Below are 22982 nucleotides of genomic sequence, written 5' to 3'. Positions count from 1 at the left end.
TTTCCGCGTTTCCGGAGGTTTTTGAGAAAATCCAATCTTTTATTGTTGCACAAACGGAAGTTTTGCGGTAAAATGAATTTGTGAATTTTTTTTGAAGGAATCAGGGCGGGCGCCTTCCCCTCCCGTCCAAGAAAGGATTGTGACTATCATGGAGCAATTTCCCAAGCGCCCCTTCAGGACCCATGGCGGCGCGCCGGTGCCCCACCACAAGAACACCTGGCAGGCTGAGAGCCAGGTGATGCCGCCCCCTCAGAGGGTGATTCTGCCCATGCAGCAGCATATCGGCGCACCGTGCAAGCCCACGGTGAAGAAGGGCGACCACGTCTACCTGGGCCAGGTGGTGGGCGACAGCGAGGCCTACGTGAGTGCGCCGGTCCACGCCACGGTTTCCGGTACGGTGGCGGAGATCCGGAACGTCATGCTCACCGGCGGGGCCCCCGTGGAGGCCGTGGTGATCGACTCGGACGGCCTGATGGAGCCGGATCCGGCCATTGCCCCCCCGGCGGAGATCAAAGACAAAAAAGCCCTGGCGGACGCGGCCCGAGCGGCGGGGCTGGTGGGCCTGGGTGGCGCGGGCTTCCCGGCCCATGTGAAGCTCAACGTGCCCGAGGGTAAAAGCATCGACACCCTGATCATCAACGTGGCCGAGTGTGAGCCCTATGTTACCGCAGACCACCGGGAGGCCCTGGAAAACGGCAAAAACGTGCTGGACGGCATCTACAAGGTGAAAGAGATTCTGGACGTGCACCGGGTGCTCATCGCTGTGGAGGACAACAAGCCCGACGTGATCCAGAAGCTCACAGAGATCGCGGACAACCCCCAGATGGACCCTCGGGACGAGGTGCGGGTGCTGGCCCTTCGGAGCCGCTACCCCCAGGGGGCGGAGAAGGTGCTGGTGCAGGCCTGCACCGGCCGGAAGGTCCCCGCGGGAGGCCTGCCCGCCGACGTGGGGTGCCTGGTGATGAACATCGCCTCGGTGTCCTTCCTGGCCAGCTACATGCGCACGGGGATGCCCTTGACCAAGAAGCGGGTCACCATTGACGGCTCGGCGGTGAAGAACCCCCAGAACGTGATCGTGCCCATCGGCACCCCCATCAAGGACGTGATGGAATTCTGCGGGGGGTACAAATCAGAGCCCAAGAAGATGCTCATGGGCGGACCCATGATGGGCATTGCCATTGTGGGGGATGAGCTGCCCATTCTCAAGCAGAACAACGCCATTCTGGCCTTTGACGAGAAGGAGGCCAAGCTCTACGAGACCACGGACTGCATCCGTTGCGGCCGGTGCGTGGCGGCCTGCCCCATGAACCTGATGCCCACCAAGCTGGAGAAGGCCGCCCAGAAGAAGGACGTGGAGGCCCTTCTGGAGTTGGACGTGATGACCTGCATGGAGTGCGGCTGCTGCGCCTTCTCCTGCCCGGCGGGAAGAAGGCTGGTGCAGAGCATCCGCATGGGCAAGGCCTACGTGAAGAAGGCAAGCCAGAAGAAATAGGCAGCGCTTTTAAGACCTTGGGGACTCTGTCCCCAAACCCCTGCAATGGGGCCGAAACTTGGCAAAGCCAAGTTTTCCGCCCCTTGACCGCGCAATGTCACTCCTCATTTCATTCGTCGTGAACGTTTTAATTGTTTTGGCGAGCTGACCTAACAACCGTAAAAGTTTTGCTCGAGCTTTTTCAAAAGCTCGTAGGAGTTTGAGGGCAACGCCCTCAAGGTCTTGACCTTAAAACACGTGAGAAAATAACGCAGGAAGATAGGTGAACAGTCCGGTGTACTGTTCACCGTAAGAAACCCTCGTCGGGGGGTTCTTATCCCGACTGCGGAGCAGGCGGGACAAAGTCCCCTGGAAACCGGAACCAGCCAGCGACGAGTACCCGTACCCACCCCGGCAGAGTTTTGCTTTGCAAAACGGAAAGATAAACCGAGCGACGCGAGAGTTTATCTTTTTGACACGCCCGCGAAACCCACCCCGCTCATTTCGCCTTGCTTGGCGCGGTGTGCCAGCTTCGCGGGCGGAAGGCCGGCCGACTGCGCTCCGCCCGGCGCGCGCCCCAAAAAGTACACTTTCTATTTCTAAAGGAAAGGAACTGATAGAATGGAAAAACTCACCGTCTCCTCTTCCCCCCATTTCAACGGGAAGAAAACCACCCGGAACATCATGCTGGACGTGATCATCGGGCTCTGTCCCGCCGCCATCGCGTCCGTGGTCATCTTCGGGCCCAGGGCCCTGCTGGTGATCGCCGTCTGCATCCTGAGCTGCGTGCTCAGCGAATACCTCTCCCGCAGGGCCATGAAGCGCCCCCAGACCGTGGGCGACCTCTCCTGCATCGTTACAGGCCTTTTGCTGGCCCTGAACCTGCCCGTCACCATCAACCCCCTGATGGCGGCGTTCGGCGGGGTGGTGGCTATTGTTGTAGTAAAGCAGATGTTCGGCGGCATCGGCCAGAACTTCGTGAACCCGGCCCTCACCGCCCGCATCGTGCTCATGAACTCCTTCCCCGCCCCCATGACCCACTGGACCGCCGCCTTCGACTACGGAGCCACGGCGGACGCCGTCACCACCGCCACGCCCCTGGTCACCTTCTATAATAATGGTGGCGAGGGCTGGCCGGGCTACCTGAACATGTTCCTGGGCGTCCACGGCGGGTGCCTGGGGGAGACCTGCGCCCTGGCAATCCTCATCGGCGGCATCTATCTCATCGTGAGAAAGGTCATCAGCCCCGTGATCCCCGTTACATATCTTGCCACCGTGGCGGTGTTTTCGGCGCTGCTGGGCCGGAACCCCCTCTTCGACCTGCTGGCCGGCGGGCTGATGCTGGGCGCGTTCTTTATGGCCACGGACTACACCACCAGCCCCCTGTATTTCTGGGCTCGGGTGATCTTCGCCATCGGCTGCGGGCTTCTGACCATCATCATCCGGGAGTTCGGCTCCCTGCCCGAGGGCGTCAGCTACTCCATCGTGCTGATGAACATCATCACCCCGCTCATTGAGCGGTACGTGAAGCCCACAGCCTTTGGAAAGGCAAAACCGGAGAAAAAAGCGAAAAAGGAGGGCGCGGCATGAATATCAAGGAAGTGATAAAGCCGGCGGCAATCCTCTTTGTGATCTGCGTGGCGGTCTCCGCCGCCTTGGCGGGCACCAATCTGCTCACCGAGGACCGTATCGCTCTGGCCGCGGCCCAGAAGGCCGAGGAGAGCCGCATGGTGGTGTTCCCCGGCGCCGAGAGCTTTGAGGAGCGGGACGGCCATTACGCCGGACTGGACGGCGCGGGGCAGTCCGTGGGCTATGTGTTCGAGACCGAAGGCAAGGGCTACGGCGGCACCGTGAAGGTGATGACCGGCATCAGCACCGAGGGCAGCATCACCGGCGTGGTGATCCTCAGCCACAGCGAGACCCCGGGCCTGGGGGCCAACGCGGAAAAGGAGAGCTTCCGGGACCAGTACAAGGAGCAGCCCGTGGGCAACCTGACCGGCGGCATCCGGGTGGTAAAGTTCCAGGCCCCCAACGAGGGGGAGATCCAGGCCATGACCGGGGCCACCATCACCAGCACCGCCGTGACCAACGCGGTGAACAGCGCCATTGAGCAGTACCAGGACGCCTATCAGTCGGAAGGAGGCAACTGAGCATGGAGAAGAAAAAGGGCCTTTGGGGCGAGTTTACCAAAGGCATCATCATTGAAAACCCGGTGCTGCGGCTGATGCTGGGCTGTTGCGCCACTTTGGCCGTCACCACGGCGGCCAGCAACGCCATCGGCATGGGCGCGGCCACCACCTTTGTGCTGGTGTGCTCCAACGCGGTGATCTCCCTTCTGCGGAACGTGATCCCCGGCAAGGTGCGCATCCCGGCCTTCATCACCGTAATCGCCGGCTTTGTAACTATTGTGCAGATGTTCATCAAGGCCTTTTCCCCGGCCCTGGACACGGCCCTGGGGGTGTTCCTGCCCCTGATCGTGGTGAACTGCATCATCCTGGGCCGGGCGGAGATGTTCGCCAGCAAGAACAAGGTGCTGCCCTCTGTCATTGACGGCCTGGGCATGGGCGTGGGCTTCACCGCTGCCATGCTGTGCATGGGCATCATCCGGGAGCTGCTGGGCGCGGGCACGGTATTCGGCCTGCCCATTCTCTCCGGGTTCATGGAGCCCATCATCATCTTCCTGTTGCCTCCCGGGGGCTTCTTCGTGTTCGGGATGCTCATCGCCCTGGCGGGCAAGCTGTCCAAGGAGGGCAAGGCTCCGGAGAGCATGGGCTGCGGTAGCTGCCCCTTGGCGGCCAGCTGCTCGAAGATCGCGGAAAAGAACCGGGGCAAAGGAAAGGAGGAGGCTGACTGATGGATGCGCAAATGATCCGCTCTCTGGTCGCCATTTTTCTGGCGGCGATTCTCACGGAAAACTATGTACTCAATAAATTCCTGGGCATCTGCCCCTTTCTGGGGGTTTCCAAAAAGCTGGATACGGCCCTTGGCATGAGCTGCGCCGTGACCGTGGTGATGGTGATCGCCACGGCGGTGACCTGGCCCATCTACACCTACATTCTGGTCTCCAACGGCCTGGAATACCTGCAGACTCTGGTGTTTATTCTGGTGATCGCCGCCCTGGTGCAGCTTCTGGAGACGGCCCTCAAGAAGTACATGCCGCCCCTCTACAACTCCCTGGGCATCTACCTGCCCCTGATCACCACCAACTGCGCGGTGCTGGGCGTGACCATGCTGGTGCTGGAAAAGGGCGCGGCGGACCCCAGCTTCGGCTATGTGCAGTCCCTGGTGAACGCCTTCGGCTCCGGCATCGGTTTTCTGGTAGCCATGTTGCTGTTCGCCGGGGTGCGGGAGCGCCTGGAGGACTGCGACATCCCCGAGATGTTCCGGGGCCTGCCCATCACCCTGGTGGCGGCGTCTCTGGTGGCAGTGTCCTTCCTGGGCTTCAACGGCGTGGTGGACCGTCTGGCGGGTTAAGGAACTTTTTGAAAAAAGTTCCTTAACAATCCTCAAAAACTTTTACCTCGCGTCCCAGCTCAGGGAGCCCGCAGGGTATGCGCCCGACCGAAGGACTATTCTGATTTTTAAATTTTCTTAAAAGCGCAACCATTTCTCCTAATACCGGCTTCTTATAGGTAGAGGCATTATGCCGGAAAATAACTAAGGAGGAATGTAAGGATGAAAAGAAGATTCCACACGTTGTGGATGGTTGTGCTAGTGTGCCTGAATTGCGGGTTTCTGGGGGGCTGCCGGAAAGAGGAAGCGCCCAGGCTGGCCGCTGAATCCCAGAAGGAGTTCCAGGCGGCGGAGGCCGGGGAGGGCGCCCTTCAGGTTGTCACCGACATGGACTGGATGGCCCAGTGGTACAGGGGCAGGACCCAGGCCTATCAGGGCCAGAAAACCTTTGCCAGGATCCTGGACTATTTCGGTGGAATGCCCGGTGGGACGGAGGTCCAGCTGGAGGTGCTGCCTGCAGAGGACGGAAGCTATCAGGCCGCGCTGACCCGGATGCGCACGGAGATCATGGCCGGGGGCGGGCCGGACGTGTGCTATCTGTCCGGCTTCGGCGGCTGTGAGGACAGCCTGCCCACCGACACCCTGTTCCCCAATCCGGAACACGCCATGGCCTCCGGATTCTTCCTTTCCCTGGACAGGTACATGGAAGAGGCCCAGTTCATGGAGCCTGAAAAGCTGCTGGATTCCGTGATGGAGGCCGGGCGGTATGAGGGGGCCCAATATATCCTGCCCATGTTCTACCGGCTTCCCATGGGGGTGCTTCTCCGGGAGGCGGGGCCCGAGGACCTGCCCTCCGGCTGGGACGAGGCCGCTGCCAGCCAGGAGGAGGACATCCAGAGGATGTACGCCCTGGCGGCTGCCTCTTCCGTGCCGGGGTTCCGGGAGATCGCCTTTGGCCGGATCGCCGACAATGTGGGCGAGGAGCTCCTGCTGGACAAGGACACCCTGTTCCAGCGCACAAGGGAGGCCCTGTCCCTGTACGAAAAATTCCCTGGACAGCTGATCTACGAGGAGAACAATGCCCACTACTGGTCCCTGGACTATCTGGAATATGTGGAACTATCAGGAGGAGCTTCGGGAGGCGGAGGGCGGCTCACCATCCCCGGAGGAAACCGGGGACGTGACCGCCGACGTGGAGCACTGGTGCGCCGTCAGCGCCAACACCAAGCACCCGGAGGAGGCCTTCTACATTGTGGACATCATGCTGAGCCGGGAACTCCTCTCCGCCATGAACTTCTGGAACCGGCAGGAGGCCTCTGTGGACATGCCCCTTCTGGGCGACACAGCCCATGGAGTCATTCCCGTACACACGGAGCTGCTGGTGAACGGCAAGATGCGGTATCGGAACAACCGGCTGGGTCTTGCCCAGCGCCAGGCTCTGGCGGAGGCTCAGGAGAACATCACCTTTGTCTATATTACCAGCAACTTTGACAGGGAGCTGGACAGCCTCTTTGCGGACCTTTGCGTACGGATAGACAACGGCGAAGCCCTCTCCGATGAGGACATCCGCAAGGCCACGGACAAATGCCACACCACTATGAAGATGATGCTGGCAGAGTCCTAGCGGACGGCAGGTCCCGGGGTGCCCCCGGTGACACGTCGCGATGTCGGGCAAAGCGATGCCCTCGCCACTGCGGGGAGATAGCTGGTCCACCGCGCGCCAACCTTTGGAGGTAAGGCAGGCTGGGCTATTTCCCCCGCAAGCAAGGACAGTTCCGGGCGGATATTTTCCGGAACGGTCGAGCAAAGCTGCGAAGTAGAAGTTTTTGATCAAACTTTTTTCAAAAAGTTTGTGGGGTGTGGGGCAAAACCCCACGGCCTTGCCGTAGGGCGCACAAATACGCAAAATTATTTGCTTAGGAAAGGAAGCAGTTACTATGAACATTGTCATTCCCATTGTAATTGTAGGGGTCATCGGCCTTCTGGCCGGCGTGGTGCTGGCGGTGGCCTCCATCGTCATGGCCGTGCCCAAGGATGAGAAGGCCGAGGCCCTGGAGGCCGTCCTGCCCGGGGCCAACTGCGGCGCCTGCGGCTATTCGGGCTGTCCGGGTTATGCGGCGGCTATGGCAAAGGGCGAGGCCCAGCCTGGGCTCTGTTCTCCCGGCGGACCGGCGGTGGCCGCCCAGTGCGGGGAGATTCTGGGCTCCGGCGCGGTGGAGATGGAACGCAAGGCCGCTTTCATCCACTGCATGGGCAGCGCGGACAACACCACCGAAAAAATGGCCTACGACGGCCTTAAGAGCTGTACCGCCGCCTCTCTTCTCAACGGCGGGGCCTCCAGCTGTCGGTTCGGGTGCCTAGGTCTGGGCGACTGTGCCGCCGCATGTGATTACGGCGCCATCGAGATCTGCAATGGAGTGGCCGTCATCCACGAGGAAAAATGCGTGGCCTGCGGCAAGTGCGCCGCCGCCTGCCCAAAGGGGCTGATCCGGTTGGCCCCGGTGAAGCCTATGGCGGTGGTGCGGTGTTCCAGCTGCGACAAGGGCAAGGACGTGATGGCCGCCTGCAAAGTTGGCTGTATCGGCTGCATGAAGTGCCAGAAGATCTGTGAGGCGGGGGCCATTACGGTGAAAAACGCCCTGGCCCAGGTGGACCCAACCAAATGTACCGGCTGCGGAAAGTGTGCGGAGGCCTGCCCCCGGCATGTGATTACCATGAGCGCCGGGGAATGATGGAAGAAAGGGAGGCGGGGGAATGCCTGCCATTACCGGACAGGAATTAAAAGGACATCTGGCGGCGGGGAAGTTCGCCTCTTTTTACCTGCTCTATGGAGAGGAGAAGCTGCTGGTAAAGCGAGCGGCCCGCAGGCTGATTGACAAAGCTGGCGAAAATTTTCCGGAGTTTAACCGCAACGAGTTTTCCAACGAAGCGGATATGGAGCGCATCGCCGGGGCGGTGGAGGCCCTGCCCTTTATGGCGGAACGGAAATGCGTAGCCGTGGCAGACTATAATATTGAGGAAAAGCCCCAGGCAGAGCTGGACAAGCTCTATGATCTGCTGGGGGACCTGCCGGAGAGCGCTACGCTGGTTTTCTTTTATCCAACCTTGGAGATAGAGGGGCAGAAGTCCGCCAAATGGAAAAAGTTCCGAGAAAGGGCCGGGAAAACCGGATGCATAGTGGAATTTAGCCGGATGGAGCCCTCCGAGCTGCGGAAAACCCTTTTCCGCCAGGGGGAGAAGCTGGGCTGCCCCCTGTCCCGGGGAGCGGCGGACCGGCTTCTGGAATACCTGGGAAGTGACCTGCGCCTGTTGCTGGGAGAGACAGAAAAGCTCTGTGCCTACGCCCAGGGGATGGGCGCGGCGGAGGTCACCCCGGCCATGGTGGAGGAATTGACCCCCAAAAGTACCGAGACAACGGTGTTCATGATGGTAAACGCCCTGGTAGCCGGAAACTACGAAAAAGCCTACCGTCTGCTGGACGCTCTCTTTTACCGGGGAGAGGAGCCCATCGCCATTCTTGGGGCCATGTCCGCCTCCTATATTGATATGTATCGGGTGCGGGCGGCGTTGGAAAGCGGCCTGACCAGCGCCGCCCCAGCGGAATACGCCCAGGACTACAAAAACCGGGCGTTCCGCCTGCGCAATGCCGAACGCAACAGCAAGGGTATCCCCTCTGCTGCTCTTAAAAACTGCCTGGATCTCCTGCTGGAGGCGGATTTGGCCTTAAAAGGCTCCCGGCTGGATCCCCGGCTGGTATTGGAAGGATTGGTAGCGAAACTGCTGCTATCCGGGCAAGGGGGGGAGAAACGATGATCCAGGTAAAGGAAGCTGTGATCGTGGAGGGAAGAGCGGATAAAGCCAAGCTCGCCGCCGTATTGGAAGGCACGATGGTAGAAACAGGCGGGTTCCAGATCTTCAAGGACTGGGAAAAGATGGAGCTCATCCGGTTGCTGGCCGCCCGGCGAGGGGTGATTGTCCTCACAGACAGCGATGGGGCCGGGTTCCTTATCCGCAGCAGGCTCAGCCAATGTCTGCCCCCAGAGCAGGTGAAACATGCCTATATCCCGGATATTCCCGGCAAGGAGCGGCGGAAGTCCAGGCCCTCCAAGGAGGGCAAGCTGGGGGTGGAGGGGATGACCCCAGCGCTGCTGGAAAACTGCCTGCGCCGGGCGGGGGCCACCATCGAGGACGGCGATTCCCCAGGAGGGGCGGCAGGCTCTCCCCTTACCAAAGGGGATCTCTACGCTTTCGGTCTCAGCGGTGGAGAGGACAGCGCTGGAAAGCGCCGGGCCCTGCAAAAAAGCCTGGGCCTGCCGGAGCGCCTTTCGGCCAACGGGCTTTTACAGGCCCTGAACGCGCTCTATTCCCGGGAGGAAACCCTGGAGCTTCTGAAAGATTTTTCGAAGGGGGATCACCTATGACGAAGAAATATTTCTTGTTCGACCTGGACGGCACTCTGGCGGATACCGGGGCGGGCATTATAGAGAGCGCGCAAAGGGCGCTGGCCCAGCTGGGGTGGCCGCCCCAGGAGGAGGCCTTTCTCCGGCGGTTTGTGGGGCCGCCTCTGGAAGAATCCTTTCGGGAGTTCTGCGGCATGGACCAGGCCGAAGCTCAGCGGGCTATCCAGCTCTACCGGGCGGAGTACAACGCCCATGGCCTCTATAAGAGCCCCCTTTACCCTGGCATGGACGGTCTGCTGGCGGCGCTTTCCCGCCGGGCGGCGCTGTGCGTGGCCACCTCCAAGCGGGAGAGCGGCGCCCGGAAAATCCTCTCCATGCGGGGGATCGAGGACCGCTTCTCCGTGGTAGTGGGGGACGACGGCACCCGGCCAGGGAAGGCCCAGGTGATCGGGGAGGTCCTGCGGCTGCTGGGGAACCCGCCCGTGGAGGAGCTGGTGATGATCGGGGACCGGAGCTATGACGTGGACGGGGCCAAGGCCTGGGGCATAGAGGCCATCGGCGCGGCCTACGGCTACGGGTCGCCGGAGGAATTGAAAGGCGCGGGGGCGGCATATATTGTGGAAAGCGTGGAAGAGCTGGGGCGGCTTTGCGCCCGGCTGACGGAAGATTAAGGAGGAAAATGCATGGACGGTCAAGACAGAGCCCAGCTGTTTCTGGACCTTTACAAGCAGATCGAGGACGAGCTGGAGGACAAATACCGCAACGCCCGCCGACACTACGCCAGCGTGGTGTTCGAGTTCATCAAGGATTACGAGAGCGCCCCGGTGCGGGACAAATTGGACGTGTGCCGGCACATCCGCAACCTGATGGCCCACAGCGCCAATATGGACGGCGAGCCGGTAGTGGAGCCCTCCCAGCCGGTGGTGGACGCCCTACGGGAGGTGCTGGATTTTGTGCGCAGGCCGCCCCTTGCCCTGGAATACGCCACAAAGGGCGAGCGGGTCTTGAAGGTGAACGCCAAGCAGAAGGTGCTGCGTGTGATGGAAGTCATGGAGAAAAACGGCTATTCCCATGTGCCCGTGATGAAAGAAAACCGGTTCTACGGGGTGTTCAGTGTTGGGTCTGTGTTCCGGTATCTGCTGAAGAACGGAGGAAAGGGCGTGACCCCGGAAACCACGATCCGGGATATGCGGGGATATCTGGCGGTGGAAGAGCACATCGAGAATTACGAATTCGTTCCCGCCACAGCCACTTACATCTATGTGCGCCAGCGCTTTGAGCAGGTACGGGCCAAAAACAAGCGGGTGTCCGTCATCTTCATTACACAGGACGGAAAGCCAGACCAGCCTCTCTTGGGAATGCTCACCCCCTGGGACGTGCTGGGAGAAAGCTGACCACGCAGGGATGGGGTTCCCTCCTATAGAGCGCCGCTCAAGCCATTGGCTCCGCGCCTGTGGGGAAAGCAAAAACCGGAAGCTGGACAAAAACCCAGCCTCCGGTTCTTTATTGAATCTTTTCTTAGATGATACGGAGCGGCCTCCGGCGGTTCAGAGTTCGGTAGACTTCATCTTATGAGCGCTATCCCAGAAAATCTCATCACCGTTGAGCAAAATAGGACACCGCACAGCGAGGGCAGCGGAATTTTTCCTGTTGTCCGCTCCTCTCTATATCATGGGCGGGGCCTATTTATGGCTTCAGCCCCTTTTGCAATTCCCCCCCATTTCCCCAGCTCTTGGCCGAAGAAATTCACATAGGTGCTCTCCGCCACGGTGCTTACCGGCTGGGCGATTTTCATCCGCTCTATCACAGGCAGGCTCTGGTCTTTGAGCCTTTCATCCATGAGCGCGTTTTCCGCCCGGCATACGAACAGGTCGCAGCCCGGGGAGAGGTTCCGCTCGCTGAGCACTTTCAGCTCAAAGTTTACCGGACTCTCGGCGATTAGAGGCACGTTCAGCACCCGCCCTCGCTCTATGGTCGGCAAACGCTTCATCTTGTCCGGGTTTTCCCGGCCGCTGGTGCTGCCGTAGTAGTCCGCCAAGGGCAGAAGCGGCTCATTCACCAGGTTGGCGGAGAATACCCCTGTTTTGCGGATCAGGTCCTTGGTTGTCTTTTCTTCGCCGATGCAGGCCATCACCCCCAGGCCTGAGTCCAGCCAGCAGTAGCTGAACCAACAGAACAGCCCGAAATGGGGTGTGCCGTTCTCCTCGTAGTTTCCATATAAGAATAAAGATTGAGGGCAGAAATCATTGCCCGAGCTCTGTACTTTTGCCATATTCGTTTTCCTTTCGCTGTATATTACGGTTTATAGAACGTCCTGAAGATTCGCCAAAACCCGGTCCAGCAGGCCGTCCAGGGTGCTGGCATCCGCCTGGGTCATGCCTCGGTAGAAAAGCTGGTTCATCCGCTGGGATACCTGGTCGTACTTTTTCTCCAGGCCCCGGGCTTTTTCTGTCAGGGAGATCAGCGCCAGACGGCGGTCAGAGGGGGAGGCTTCCCGGTAAATCAGTCCCGAGGACTCCATTCGGCCCAGCATGGCAGTGAGAGTGTTTTTGGCAAGACCTGTCTGGCGGGACAGCTCTGTAATGGGCACACCGTCCCGCTGCCACAACACATAGAGAATCTGCCCCTGGGGGCCGTTAAATTCCTCCACGCCGCTCTCCGCCAGCAGCCGCTGGAACACTCGCCCTTGTATCTGTTTAATTTGACTGATGAGAAAGCCGGTTCTGGTTTCGATAAAAATTCCCCCTAAACAATGCGGATCACAAAGGCCCTTGCAGAAATATAGTACCATATAGAATTACTTTTGTCAAGTTCTATATAGAACTTTTTGGCGGATGGGAGAGAGGAGGTTTGGCCCCGGGAGCGGGCCGGCGGATGCTTTTTTCCATGGTCCCATCTATGGGTCCTGCACAATAATTTCCACAGCACATACAATGGAGTAAGAACCCCAAAGGAGGAGATACTATGCCGGACAACGAAGGCATGCCCGAGTTTGACAGCCGGGACTGCTTTAAAGAGGCGGTCTGTATCGACGCAATGCGTATTTACGACAGTTGCAGCGATAAAGATTGTGTAGAGGACATACGGGTGCTGTTCCCTGCGGCCAGTCAAGCCATGGTCGACAGCGCCACCAATGTGCGGATCAAGGATGTGAACGTTATCACCGTCTATGTGGATCTGCAGCCCATCCCCTTTAACAAGGGATTTTATTCGGTGGATATGACGTTCTTTTTTGATGTGGCCGTAGAACTTTTCGGCGGGCCTACCGCTTGCCCGGTGCCGGTTAACGGCGTGGCGGTGTTCAACAAAAAAGTGGTGCTTTATGGCAGCGAGGGCAGCGTTAAAGTCTTTTCTTCCACCCAGTGTACAGACGAGCTGGACGGGAACGAGGATACCCGGGCCCTGCCCAAAGCCACCGTGCAGGTGGCGGAACCGGTGGCCCTTTCCGCAAAACTCTGCGACCGGCTTTGCCGCAATGAGCCCTACTGCCGGATTCCGGACTGCATCTGCCAGAGGTATGGCGGAGAGCTCGACTCCGCCCCCCAGCGGAACAATGTATACGTGACGATCGGCCTGTTTACCATTGTGCAGATTGTGCGCAGCGTGCAGATGCTGATTCCGGCCTACGATTTCTGTGTGCCGGAGAAGGAGTGCGTCACCACCTCCGACAACCCCTGTGAACTGTTCCGGAGGATCGACTTCCCTACCAACGAGTTTTTCCCGCCCCGGGCCACAGACCTGGACTGCGGATGCGGCGGGAAGCCCTGCTAAGCTAGATCTCCCATATGACGCGTCGCCCCCGGGTGCTTGGCTTGGGGGCGGCGGCTTTTTTCTGGAATTTTCCGTTTGATGTGTAAATTCTTGGGCGCTTCTTGTCTTGGCTGCCTGTTTGTGGTATAATCCTATCGAATAAGCGGTCTGCTGAGGAAAGGATGAGGATGGGATGTACCCCTTTTTTGCCATGCTATCCCGGATGAAATATATCAACCGCTGGGGGTTGATGCGCAATACCCGGGAGGAGAACCTCTGCGAACACAGTCTGGAGGTGGCCATCGTGGCCCATGCTTTGGCAGTGCTTGGAAACAAGCGCTTCGGCAAAACCTACGATCCCCAGCGGGCAGCGGCGCTGGCCCTGCTTCACGACGCCTCCGAGATCATCACCGGGGACATGCCCACGCCGGTGAAATACCACTCGGAGGAGATCCGCAAGGCATACGGCGAGGTGGAGGATATGGCGGTGGAGCATCTGGTTTCCATGCTACCCGAGGACTTGCGCCCAGAGTACCGGGCGCTGATGACCATGAGCGCCCCCGGAGACCAGGAGCTGACGCCCCTTGTCAAGGCCGCTGACCGGATCTCCGCTGTGATCAAATGCGTAGAGGAGCGCCAGAGCGGCAACCGGGATTTTTCTAAGGCAGAGCAGACCATATTAAAGAGTATCCGGGACATGGGCCTGCCGGAAGCGAACGCCTTTCTGCGGGAGTTCATGCCCGGCTACGGCCTCACCATTGAGGAGCAGGACTACACCCGTCAGGCCGGGCTGAAGTTCGGGGAGTCCTCCCAACTGGTGTTCTCCAAGGTGCTGAATAAATAGCGGGGGCTCGCCATATGAAGATAGGAAATTTAGAGATCAAGGGGCTGGCGGCGCTGGCCCCTATGGCCGGGGTAACGGATGGGGCGTTCCGAAACATCTGTGAGGGTTTCGGAGCCGCCTATGGGATAAGCGAGATGATCAGCGCTCGGGCTATGGATTTTGACGACAGGAAAACTGCGGAGTTGGCGGATCTCTCTCGAGACGAGGGCCTGGTTTTCCTCCAGATTTTCGGGGAGGATCCGGCCTGCATGGCCCGGGCGGCGGAAAAACTCCTCCGCTATGCCCCGGCGGGAATCGATATCAACATGGGCTGTCCCATGCCAAAAATCACCGGGGGCGGCGCGGGCAGCGCGTTGATGAAAGACCCCCGGCGGTGCGGTCAAGTAGCGGCTGCGGTGAGAAAGGCTGTTGAGGGGGCGGGAATCCCGGTTACAGTGAAAATCCGGGCCGGGTGGGACCGGGACCACCGGAATGCCGTGGAGGTGGCCAAGCGTTGTGAAGAGGCCGGAGCCGCCGCCGTCTGTGTCCATGGCCGGACCCGGGAGCAGCTGTACCAGGGCCGGGCGGACTGGGGCGTGATTCGGGCGGTGAAGGAGGCTGTTGGAATTCCCGTCATCGGCAACGGGGACGTGGACGGGGCCCTTTCCGCTGGAAAAATGCTCGCGGAAACCGGCTGCGACATGGTGATGGTGGGCCGGGGGGCTTTGGGGAACCCTTGGATTTTCCGGGAGATCAACGGGCATCTCCGAGACGAGAGTCTGATCATGCCCGGTCCCACGCTGACAGAACGGCTGCTGGTGATGCGCAGGCATATCGGCCTTTTGTGCGAATGCAAGGGGGAACCCCGGGCCATGCGAGAGGCGCGCAAGCATGTGGGCTGGTATTTGAAAGGAATGCGGGGCGCGGCGGAGTTCCGGCGGCGGGCCGGAGAGCTGTGTACTCTGGCAGACCTGGACCGGCTGGTGGAGGACGTGTACCGTGCCGCCGCCTCAACCTAAGAAGCCGTACCAATGGGCGTTTGCATTCCTCTTTTCGGCAAATTCAGCCGGGAAGCGGCGTTATGAAAGCTTTCCAATCGCCGGATTGCTGCTCCCGACGGAATTTGCTCGAAACCCAAAACGCAAATCCTATCGGTACAGCTTCTAAATTGTAATGCTTGCCCAATTTTTTCTTGCAAATCCCGGCGGACTGTGCTATAATAATTTCGTAAAGCAGTGGCTTCACCCCGGAGACGGTATTCTCCGGGGTTTCTTTATAAACACCCCACACTTCAAGGAGGTATCCTTCATGAAACTTCTTGTTCTGGACGGCAACAGCATCCTGAACCGGGCCTTCTACGGCATCAAGCTCCTGAGCACAAAATCCGGCGACTTTACCAACGGCATCTATGGGTTCCTCACCATGTTCCAAAAAATCGCCGGGGAGACCCAGCCCGACGCGGTAGCGGTTGCCTTCGACATGCGGGCGCCCACCTTCCGCCACAAGAAATACGCTGGGTACAAGTCCAACCGCAAGGGAATGCCGGAGGAACTGGCCCAGCAGCTTCCCCTGCTCAAAGAGCTCCTTGCGGACCTGGGCTACCGGATTGTTACCTGCGAGGGCTGGGAGGCGGACGACATTCTGGGCACCCTGGCCGCCGCCTGCGAAAAGGACGGCCACGACTGCATGATTGCCACCGGCGACCGGGACAGCCTCCAGCTGGTCTCCCCCCGCACCACCGTGCGCCTGGCTACCACCAAGTTCGGCCAGCCCCAGGTCACCCTGTACGACGAGGCCAAGATCCAGGAGGAGTATGGGATTACCCCCCGCCAGATGATCGACCTGAAGGCCATCCAGGGGGATAGTTCAGACTGCATCCCCGGCGTGGCGGGCATCGGTCCCAAGGGCGCGGGGGAGCTGGTGCAGGCCTTCGGCTCCCTGGAGAATATCTACGCCCACCTGGAGGACCCGGCCATCAAGCCCGCCGCCAGAAAGAAGCTGGAGGCCTCCCGGGAGAACGCCTTTTTGAGCTACGACCTGGGGACCATCCGCCGGGACGCGCCCATCGACACAGATATCCAGAGCTATGTGCCTGGGGCGGGGGACCCCCAGAAGGCCGGGGCTCTGATGGTGCGCCTGGAGCTGTTCTCATTGGTAGAGAAGTTTGGGCTTACCGTTGTGTCCGGACAGTCGGCCGCCCCCGCTGCCGGCCGCCCGGAGCTGGTGGAGCTCTCCGATGGTGCCCCCATGCTGCCCAGGCTGGAGGACGCGGGTGAGGCCTATTTCTATTGCAAATGGGTCCAAGCTGAGGAAACGCCTGTTCTGGACGAGCTCATTTTCGCCCACAAGGACCAGCTTTGGCGGGTGAAACCTGACAGGGTCTTTCTGCGGGCCTTTCTGCCCAATCCCCTGATCCGCAAATATACCCATGACGTGAAACCTCTGCACCGGCTGGCCTTTTCTCTGGAATGCCGGATGGAGGGGGTGGCAATGGATACCGCTCTGGCCGGATATTTGCTGAACCCCTCCGCTTCCAGCTACGATCTGGCCCGCCTGGCGGCGGAATATGCTGTGGCCCTGCCGGACTTTGAGGATCCGTCCCTCAATGGCGCGGCGGCGATGCCGGGGCTCTGCGCCGCCCTCTCCAAAGCCATAGACGGAAATAACCAGCGGGAACTGCTGGAAAGTATCGAGATTCCTCTGGCCCAGGTGCTGGCCCAGATGGAGCATATCGGATTCTATGTGGATAAGGAGAGCATAGAGGAATACGGCCAGCAGATGGAACAGGAGGTGGAGCGGCTTCACGACTCCATCATTGAGCAGGTAGGCTATGAATTCAACATCAACTCCCCCAAGCAGCTAGGGGAGGCTCTGTTCGAGAAGTTGGGCCTGCCCCACGGCAAAAAGACCAAAAGCGGCTGGTCCACCAACGCGGACGTGCTGGAAGACCTGCGGCATATCAATCCGGTGGTGGACGAGATCCTCCGCTACCGCACGGTGGCCAAGCTGAAATCCACCTACTGCGACGGCCTGCTGAAAGTAATTGGTCCCGATGGCCGGATCCACTCCAGCTTCAACCAGATGGAAACCCGCACTGGGCGGATCTCCAGCACAGAGCCCAATTTGCAGAACATTCCCGTGCGCACGCCCATCGGCCGGGAGCTGCGGAAGTTTTTCGCGGCGGAGCAGGTGGGAGGCCCCTGTGTCCTGGTAGACGCGGACTACAGCCAGATCGAGCTGCGGGTGCTGGCCCATGTGGCCAACGACCCCGCCATGCGGGAGGATTTTCTCCAGGGACACGACATCCACTCTTCCACAGCGGCCAGGGTGTTCAATATGCCCCAGGAGCTGGTGACCTCTGAGATGCGCAGCCGGGCCAAAGCGGTGAATTTCGGCATTGTGTACGGCATCGGGGCCTTCTCTCTTTCCAAGGACATCGGGGTCAGCCGGAAGGAGGCGGACGCCTATATCAAGGAATACCTGCGCAACTACGCCGGGGTGGACCAATATATGAAGGACGTGGCGGAGCGGGCCCGGGAGCAGGGCTATGTGGAGACCATGTTTGGCCGCAGGCGGTACCTGCCGGAGCTGCGCAGCAGCAACTTCAACATGCGGGCCTTTGGGGAGCGGGTGGCCCGGAACATGCCCATCCAGGGGGCCGCGGCGGATATCATCAAGATCGCCATGATCCGGGTGAGCCGCCGCCTGGAAGCGGAGGGCCTCCGGGCTCGGATGATCCTCCAGGTCCACGATGAGCTCATCGTGGAATGCCCGACAGAGGAACAGGACCAGGTGAAGCGCCTGCTCACCGAGGAGATGGAACAGGCTGTCTCCCTCTCTGTGCCTATGATCGCCGAGGCCAGCGCCGGGGAAACCTGGTACGCCGCCAAGGGCTAAGACCGCACCCAAAGGTCAAGACCTTGGGGGCTCTGGTCTCGCCTGCCGGCTCGGTCGGTTCGCGGCATGTCTGCCACTGGCAGATGCTCACCCCCACACCCCACAAACTTTTATCCTGCTTCTTTACTTCGTTCGTCGTGAACGTTTTATATTGTTTTGACAAGCTAACCTAACAACCATAAAAGTTTCGTCCACCTTTTCAAAGGTGGTAGGGTGTGCCTTAGCAACGTCCCACGGTCTTGCCCTTGACCTTAACACCTGAGAAGCGCATTTTTTGAAGGTGAATTGGCGCGCAGCGCCAAGAGGGGACTTTTTGCAAGAGAAAAAAGTCCCCTGGAAACCAGAGTAAGCCAGCGCTTTCAGGAACTTCCCGACTGCGGAGCAGGCGGGACAAAAGCCCTGGTCCCGGAGTAGACAAGCGCTGTGCGGCAGGCAGGCGGGACAAATTCCGAGCCCGCCCGGCCTGGAACGCGGGCGGTAAGGCCTGCCTGCTCGCCCGGCTTTCTTCCCGCGTCCCATATCAAAATTTAAAGAAAAGGAGAACGCCATGAAACGTGTCATCACCTACGGAACCTTCGATCTGATCCATTACGGCCACATCAACCTGCTCAAGCGAGCCCGGGAGCTGGGGGACTACCTGATCGTGGCCCTTTCCACCGATGAGTTCAACTGGAACAGCAAGCAGAAAAAATGCTACTTCTCCTACCAGAAGCGCCAGCAGCTGCTGGAGGCCATCCGCTATGTGGACCTGGTGATCCCCGAGGAGTGCTGGGAGCAGAAGGTCAATGACGTGCAGCTCTATCATGTGGACACCTTTGTCATGGGCGACGACTGGACCGGAAAGTTCGACTTCCTCAAGGACTACTGTCAGGTAGTCTACCTGCCCAGGACGCCGGAGATCTCCACCACCCAGATCAAAGAGGACCTGCACCAGTAAGGAGGCTTCCCTATGCCGATCAATCACATTTCTCAGCCAGAATATATCTCTTTGGGACCAGGCCTGCGCCTGCGCCGGTTTTCCGGCCTGACCCCTGCGCTTTCCGCCAGCGCCCTTGCGTGGTATCGGGACCCGGAGACCGCCCGCCTGGTGGACAGCCCTTCCGCCAAGCCTTATACTCCGGAGAGGCTGGAGAGAATGTACAGCTATCTCCATCAAAACGGCGAGCTCTATTGGATAGAGGAGGACCGGGGGCAGGGCTTCGCCCCCATCGGGGACGTGTGCCTTCTCCCTGGAGGCGACCTGCCCATTGTCGTCGGCCCGGAAGAGTGCCGGGGACGGGGGATTGGACGGCGGGTGGTCCGTGCGCTCATCGCCCGGGCCAGGGAGCTGGATTTCCCTGCTATGACAGTGAAAGAGATCTACCGCTACAACGAAGGCTCCCGGCGGCTGTTCCTCTCCTGCGGCTTTCGGGAGGGGGAGCGCACCCCGGAGGGCAGCAGGTTTGTGCTGGATCTGGAGAAAGCCATGGGAGACAGCCGCAGACTCTATGTGGCCTATGGCAGCAACCTGAACCGGGTCGAGATGGCGGTCCGCTGCCCCCAGGCCCAGGCGGTTGGCGTGGGAGAGCTTCGGGACTACCGCCTGGTGTTCCGGGCGGGTGGCAGGGGCGTCTATTTGACTGTGGAGCCCTGTGAGGGAGGCGTGGCCCCCATGGCCCTCTGGGCGGTAACCCCGGAGGATGAGCTGGCCCTGGACGAGTATGAGGTTTACCCGGAGCTGTATAGCAAGGAGGAAATCCAGGTGGAGTTTCAGGAGCTGGCCACGGGCCGGACCCGCCGGGCAGAGGCTTTTGTCTATGTGATGGTTCCCGGCCATGTGGAGACGGAGCCTGGCCGGGAATATGTGGAACGCTGCCTGGCGGGCTACCGAGATTTCGGGCTGAAGCCCGGGCCGGAGCTAAAGAAGAGAGGAAAGGAGGAGCTTGCATGAAAATGGTGATTATTGGATATAGCGGTGTGGGCAAAACCACGTTGGCCAACTCTCTAGGGAGGGGCTATAACCTCCTCCATGTGGATGAAGCTGTTTATCCGAGGCGACCTAAAAATCCGAGAAATTTCTGAAATCCATGAAGCGTTTGAAACGTAGCTGAATAATGTGGAAAACTGGGTTATAGATGGGTACATACGGGAATATGTCGATAAGAAATGGCTGGAAATGGCAGACGCGATTGTGTTCTTGAATCTAAATTTCTGGAAATGTCTTAGCCAGGCTATAGGTCGTGCCATAAAAACCGCTTTCCGGTATGTATCTTGCTCTTATAGAGGGCAAACCAATTTATCTTCAGAAAGCGAGAAATATGCGGATTATCAGGTTCTCCCCTTGCACGAATTAGGCCGAAGGCAAATCAAAAAATGGATATATGACGCGAAAAATTGGAAAAGGTATCAGGACATTTATATGGCGCTGGGCAAAGAATACCCTCAGAAATTCATTGTTTTGCGTTCTCATAAGGAAATTTGTTGCTTTCTCGAAAAAGCGCTAAAACAGATAGCTCCAAAAGCGTAAATCACTGGACAATGTTTTTATAGATTTCTCTTGACAATGATATGAAATGATATTATAATAATATCAAAGGCAATCAACATAGCCGGTGATGAAAGGGGAATACCTATGGAAAACAATGAGAATACGGAGAGAATTGTCAACCGCTATACCGAAAAGACCGCCCGGGCCTACAGTGGCTTCGCGATGTTGGTGGTGATCCTACTGATGATTGCAGTAGGAATCGGGGGAATCGTATTCGGTATTATGGAACTGGTGCGCTACGCCGCCGAGATGGGCAGTGAGGACGCTGTCAGCGCCCTGGGCATGGTTCTGCTGTTCGGCGGCATCCTCGTGGTAACGGCAGGAAGCATTCTCTGCGCCGGGTTCCATGTGCTGAATCCCAACGAGGCCCTGGTGCTCACCCTGTTCGGCAAATACTACGGCACCCTGAAAAAGGACGGTTTCTACTGGACCAACATCTTCTGCTCCGGCATCAACCCCGGCTCAGAGCGCACAGGCATCACTATGGGGGCCAACGGCAGCATGAGCTACGTGGGCGGTAGCAAGAAGGTCAGCCTAAAGACCATGACCCTGAACAACGAGAAGCAGACCGTCAACGACGAGCGGGGCAACCCCATTATCATCGGCACCATCGTGATCTGGAGGATTGTGGACACCACCAAGGCGGTGTTCAATGTACAGAACTACCGGACCTTCCTGTCCACCCAGTGTGACTCCGCCACCCGGAACATCGCCCGGATGTACCCCTATGACCTGTTTGACGAGGACGACCAAAACGAAAAGACCCTGCGGGGCAGCAGCCAGGAGATTGCCGCTATGATGACCAAGGACTTGCAGGAGCGGGTTTCCATGGCGGGGCTGGAGATCCTGGAGGTGCGTATCACCCACCTGAGCTACGCTCCGGAGATTGCGGCGGCCATGCTCCAGCGGCAGCAGGCCGAGGCCATTGTGGCGGCCCGGAAGAAGATTGTGGAGGGCGCCGTGGGCATGGTGGAAATGGCCCTGGACCAGCTGAACGCCGATCAGGTGGTAGAGCTGGACGACGAGCGAAAGGCGGCCATGGTAAGCAACCTGCTGGTGGTGCTCTGCGGCAGCAAAGACGCTCAGCCGGTGGTAAACAGCGGGTCCATCTATTAAGCAGACTGGGGGGATACCCATGGAGGAAAAAAGTGACAAGTCAAAAAAGCAGATTCTGCTGCGTATTTCCCCCAGCCTGTGGAAAGAATTGGCGGAATGGGCGGAGGACGATTTTCGCTCCATTAACGGGCAGATTGAATTTCTGCTGACGGAATGTGTCCGGAAACGCAAGAGCGGACACAAAAAAGGGCCGGCGCCCCTGCCAGATTGGGCGCCGGATGAGGAGGAACCCCAATGAAGTATTTACCCTTGCTGACAATGGGACTGCTCATCGCGTTGGTTAGCGTCCCTAATTTGCGGGGCAATCCAGCCACGGTCCATCGGTACAACCGGCGCAGAGTCGCCCCGGAGGACGTGCCCTACTATGGAAAGGCTATGGGGCTTGGCACGCTGATTATTGGCCTATCCATTGTTTTGACGGCTTTGCTTTTGATGCTGTTCCAGGTGGAAGCGCTTTTCTGCCTGATTCTGGCGGGGATTGCGGTTGGAGGCGGGTTCATCCTGTACGCGCAGTTTAAGTATAATAAAGGCATTTTTTGAACTGTGTGAAACTATACTTTTTGAGAGTGTGTTTTGGCCTCCGGCGGTTTAGGGGTTCCCCCCAAAAAACCCCGCAGCCTTTGAAAAGGCTGGCGAAACTTTTACGCTGGTGAGCTGAGTGCGCAAAAGTTAACCAGGGAAAAAGTTTTGTCCACTTTTTCAAAAGTGGTGGGGTTCTTAGGGGCAACGCCCCTAAGCGCCGAAGCCGCGCCCCTTGCGGCGGAGGCCACACAGTATTACTCTCAAAAAGTATACTTTACGAAAATACACCGCGAATCAGATGGGGGCTCAAAAATGCATTTTATTGAGTTTGAAAACGTGTGCAAGTTTTATACCATGGGCGACCAAAAAATCGCCGCCGCGGACCACATCAGCTTCTATGTGGAAAAAGGGGAGTTCTGCGTGATTGTGGGCCCCTCCGGCGCGGGAAAAACCACCGTGCTGAACATGCTGGGGGGCATGGATACCTGCGACGAGGGCCGCATCACCCTGGACGGCGGCATAGTCAGCGACTACTCCCCCCGGCAGCTCACCGCCTACCGGCGGCTGCAGGTGGGCTTCGTGTTCCAGTTCTACAATCTGGTGCAGAACCTCACCGCCCTGGAAAACGTGGAGCTGGCCAGCGAGATTTGCCCCCATCCCCTGGACGCGGCCGAGACCCTGCGGCAGGTAGGCCTGGGGGACCGGCTGCGGAATTTCCCCGCCCAGCTCTCCGGCGGCGAACAGCAGCGGGTGGCCATCGCCCGGGCACTGGCCAAAAACCCGAAAATTCTCCTCTGCGACGAGCCCACCGGCGCGTTGGATTATAACACCGGTAAGGCGGTGCTGGGGCTCTTGCAGGATACCTGCCGGAATACCGGCCGTACCGTGCTGGTCATCACTCACAACGGCGCCTTGACCGCCATGGCCGACCGGGTGATCCGCATCAAAAGCGGCAAGGCCATCTCCAATCAAGTGAATCCTTGCCCCACCCCCGTAGAGGATATCGAATGGTAAGCAGGAGGT

Annotated in this window: 26 protein-coding genes; 24 read left to right on the top strand and 2 right to left on the bottom strand. The window is 59.2% G+C overall.

The window, feature by feature from the left end; genetic code table 11:
- Positions 1-148 precede the first annotated feature (148 nt).
- From rsxC to D7X94_RS04010, 12 genes are all read left to right on the top strand, one after another.
- Positions 149-1492, top strand: coding sequence for an electron transport complex subunit RsxC (rsxC, locus tag D7X94_RS04060; RefSeq protein ID WP_120426420.1), 1344 nt, complete (start codon positions 149-151; stop codon positions 1490-1492).
- 600 nt (positions 1493-2092) lie between these two features.
- Complete coding sequence (locus tag D7X94_RS04055) at positions 2093-3061, top strand: RnfABCDGE type electron transport complex subunit D (RefSeq protein WP_120426419.1); 969 nt, start codon at positions 2093-2095, stop codon at positions 3059-3061.
- Complete coding sequence (locus D7X94_RS04050; RefSeq protein WP_120426418.1) at positions 3058-3621, top strand: RnfABCDGE type electron transport complex subunit G; 564 nt, start codon at positions 3058-3060, stop codon at positions 3619-3621. Before D7X94_RS04055 ends, D7X94_RS04050 begins: the two co-directional genes overlap by 4 nt.
- Positions 3622-3623: 2 nt before the next feature.
- Positions 3624-4325, top strand: coding sequence for an RnfABCDGE type electron transport complex subunit E (locus D7X94_RS04045; RefSeq protein ID WP_120426417.1), 702 nt, complete (start codon positions 3624-3626; stop codon positions 4323-4325).
- Between the two features lie 11 nt (positions 4326-4336).
- Complete coding sequence (locus D7X94_RS04040; RefSeq protein WP_120426492.1) at positions 4337-4945, top strand: electron transport complex protein RnfA; 609 nt, start codon at positions 4337-4339, stop codon at positions 4943-4945.
- 201 nt (positions 4946-5146) lie between these two features.
- Positions 5147-6415: a hypothetical protein gene (locus D7X94_RS04035; protein ID WP_120426416.1), complete on the top strand. Its 1269-nt coding sequence runs from the start codon at positions 5147-5149 to the stop codon at positions 6413-6415.
- Entirely contained in the window at positions 6318-6548 is a 231-nt protein-coding gene (locus D7X94_RS18325; protein WP_158590886.1) for a hypothetical protein, read from the top strand. Before D7X94_RS04035 ends, D7X94_RS18325 begins: the two co-directional genes overlap by 98 nt.
- Positions 6549-6861: 313 nt before the next feature.
- Complete coding sequence (locus D7X94_RS04030; RefSeq protein ID WP_120426415.1) at positions 6862-7656, top strand: RnfABCDGE type electron transport complex subunit B; 795 nt, start codon at positions 6862-6864, stop codon at positions 7654-7656.
- 22 nt (positions 7657-7678) lie between these two features.
- Positions 7679-8737: a DNA polymerase III subunit delta gene (gene holA, locus D7X94_RS04025; protein ID WP_120426414.1), complete on the top strand. Its 1059-nt coding sequence runs from the start codon at positions 7679-7681 to the stop codon at positions 8735-8737.
- The gene (locus D7X94_RS04020) at positions 8734-9345 is read left to right on the top strand and encodes a toprim domain-containing protein (RefSeq protein ID WP_120426413.1); all 612 of its coding nucleotides are present in this window, start codon (positions 8734-8736) and stop codon (positions 9343-9345) included. The genes holA and D7X94_RS04020 overlap by 4 nt, the downstream gene beginning before the upstream one ends.
- Entirely contained in the window at positions 9342-9995 is a 654-nt protein-coding gene (locus D7X94_RS04015; protein ID WP_120426412.1) for an HAD hydrolase-like protein, read from the top strand. Before D7X94_RS04020 ends, D7X94_RS04015 begins: the two co-directional genes overlap by 4 nt.
- Before the next feature lie 12 nt (positions 9996-10007).
- The gene (locus D7X94_RS04010) at positions 10008-10718 is read left to right on the top strand and encodes a CBS domain-containing protein (RefSeq protein WP_120426411.1); all 711 of its coding nucleotides are present in this window, start codon (positions 10008-10010) and stop codon (positions 10716-10718) included.
- A 275-nt stretch (positions 10719-10993) separates the two neighbouring features.
- On the opposite strand, the gene D7X94_RS04005 is transcribed toward D7X94_RS04010, so the two are convergent.
- Positions 10994-11596 carry a flavin reductase family protein gene (locus tag D7X94_RS04005; RefSeq protein ID WP_120426410.1) on the bottom strand — a complete coding sequence of 201 codons (603 nt, stop codon included), beginning with the start codon at positions 11594-11596 and terminating at the stop codon, positions 10994-10996.
- 30 nt (positions 11597-11626) lie between these two features.
- On the bottom strand, positions 11627-12115 hold the full coding sequence (locus D7X94_RS04000; RefSeq protein ID WP_120426409.1) for a MarR family transcriptional regulator: 489 nt from the start codon (positions 12113-12115) through the stop codon (positions 11627-11629).
- Positions 12116-12288: 173 nt separating this feature from the next.
- On the opposite strand from D7X94_RS04000, the gene D7X94_RS03995 reads away from it, so the two are divergent.
- The 12 genes from D7X94_RS03995 (at position 12289) to D7X94_RS03940 (ending at position 22973) form a co-directional block, all read left to right on the top strand.
- Positions 12289-13095, top strand: coding sequence for a hypothetical protein (locus D7X94_RS03995; protein ID WP_243111144.1), 807 nt, complete (start codon positions 12289-12291; stop codon positions 13093-13095).
- A 172-nt stretch (positions 13096-13267) separates the two neighbouring features.
- On the top strand, positions 13268-13918 hold the full coding sequence (gene yfbR, locus D7X94_RS03990; protein ID WP_120426408.1) for a 5'-deoxynucleotidase: 651 nt from the start codon (positions 13268-13270) through the stop codon (positions 13916-13918).
- A gap of 14 nt (positions 13919-13932) precedes the next feature.
- Positions 13933-14916: a tRNA dihydrouridine synthase DusB gene (gene dusB / locus D7X94_RS03985; protein ID WP_120426407.1), complete on the top strand. Its 984-nt coding sequence runs from the start codon at positions 13933-13935 to the stop codon at positions 14914-14916.
- 289 nt (positions 14917-15205) lie between these two features.
- Positions 15206-17794: a DNA polymerase I gene (gene polA, locus D7X94_RS03975; protein ID WP_120426405.1), complete on the top strand. Its 2589-nt coding sequence runs from the start codon at positions 15206-15208 to the stop codon at positions 17792-17794.
- Between the two features lie 547 nt (positions 17795-18341).
- Positions 18342-18731, top strand: coding sequence for a glycerol-3-phosphate cytidylyltransferase (gene tagD / locus D7X94_RS03970; RefSeq protein ID WP_120426404.1), 390 nt, complete (start codon positions 18342-18344; stop codon positions 18729-18731).
- Positions 18732-18743: 12 nt separating this feature from the next.
- Positions 18744-19724 (top strand): GNAT family N-acetyltransferase, encoded by a 981-nt coding sequence (locus D7X94_RS03965; RefSeq protein ID WP_120426403.1) that lies wholly within the window; start codon positions 18744-18746, stop codon positions 19722-19724.
- Positions 19721-19855: a hypothetical protein gene (locus tag D7X94_RS19440; RefSeq protein ID WP_279221746.1), complete on the top strand. Its 135-nt coding sequence runs from the start codon at positions 19721-19723 to the stop codon at positions 19853-19855. The genes D7X94_RS03965 and D7X94_RS19440 overlap by 4 nt, the downstream gene beginning before the upstream one ends.
- 94 nt (positions 19856-19949) lie before the next feature.
- A complete protein-coding gene (locus D7X94_RS03960) occupies positions 19950-20300 on the top strand; it encodes a hypothetical protein (protein WP_147401653.1) in 351 nt (116 codons plus the stop codon).
- Positions 20301-20405: 105 nt separating this feature from the next.
- Entirely contained in the window at positions 20406-21437 is a 1032-nt protein-coding gene (locus D7X94_RS03955; RefSeq protein ID WP_120426401.1) for an SPFH domain-containing protein, read from the top strand.
- Between the two features lie 19 nt (positions 21438-21456).
- Positions 21457-21675 carry an Arc family DNA-binding protein gene (locus D7X94_RS03950; RefSeq protein WP_120426400.1) on the top strand — a complete coding sequence of 73 codons (219 nt, stop codon included), beginning with the start codon at positions 21457-21459 and terminating at the stop codon, positions 21673-21675.
- Positions 21672-21977, top strand: a complete 306-nt coding sequence (locus D7X94_RS03945; protein WP_120426399.1) for a hypothetical protein — start codon at positions 21672-21674, stop codon at positions 21975-21977. Before D7X94_RS03950 ends, D7X94_RS03945 begins: the two co-directional genes overlap by 4 nt.
- Before the next feature lie 294 nt (positions 21978-22271).
- Positions 22272-22973 carry an ABC transporter ATP-binding protein gene (locus D7X94_RS03940; RefSeq protein WP_120426398.1) on the top strand — a complete coding sequence of 234 codons (702 nt, stop codon included), beginning with the start codon at positions 22272-22274 and terminating at the stop codon, positions 22971-22973.
- Positions 22974-22982 lie beyond the last annotated feature (9 nt).

It is taken from the genome of Acutalibacter sp. 1XD8-33 (genome assembly GCF_003612555.1).
Lineage (GTDB): Bacteria > Bacillota > Clostridia > Oscillospirales > Acutalibacteraceae > Acutalibacter.
This window is presented reverse-complemented; position numbering and strand designations above follow the sequence as displayed.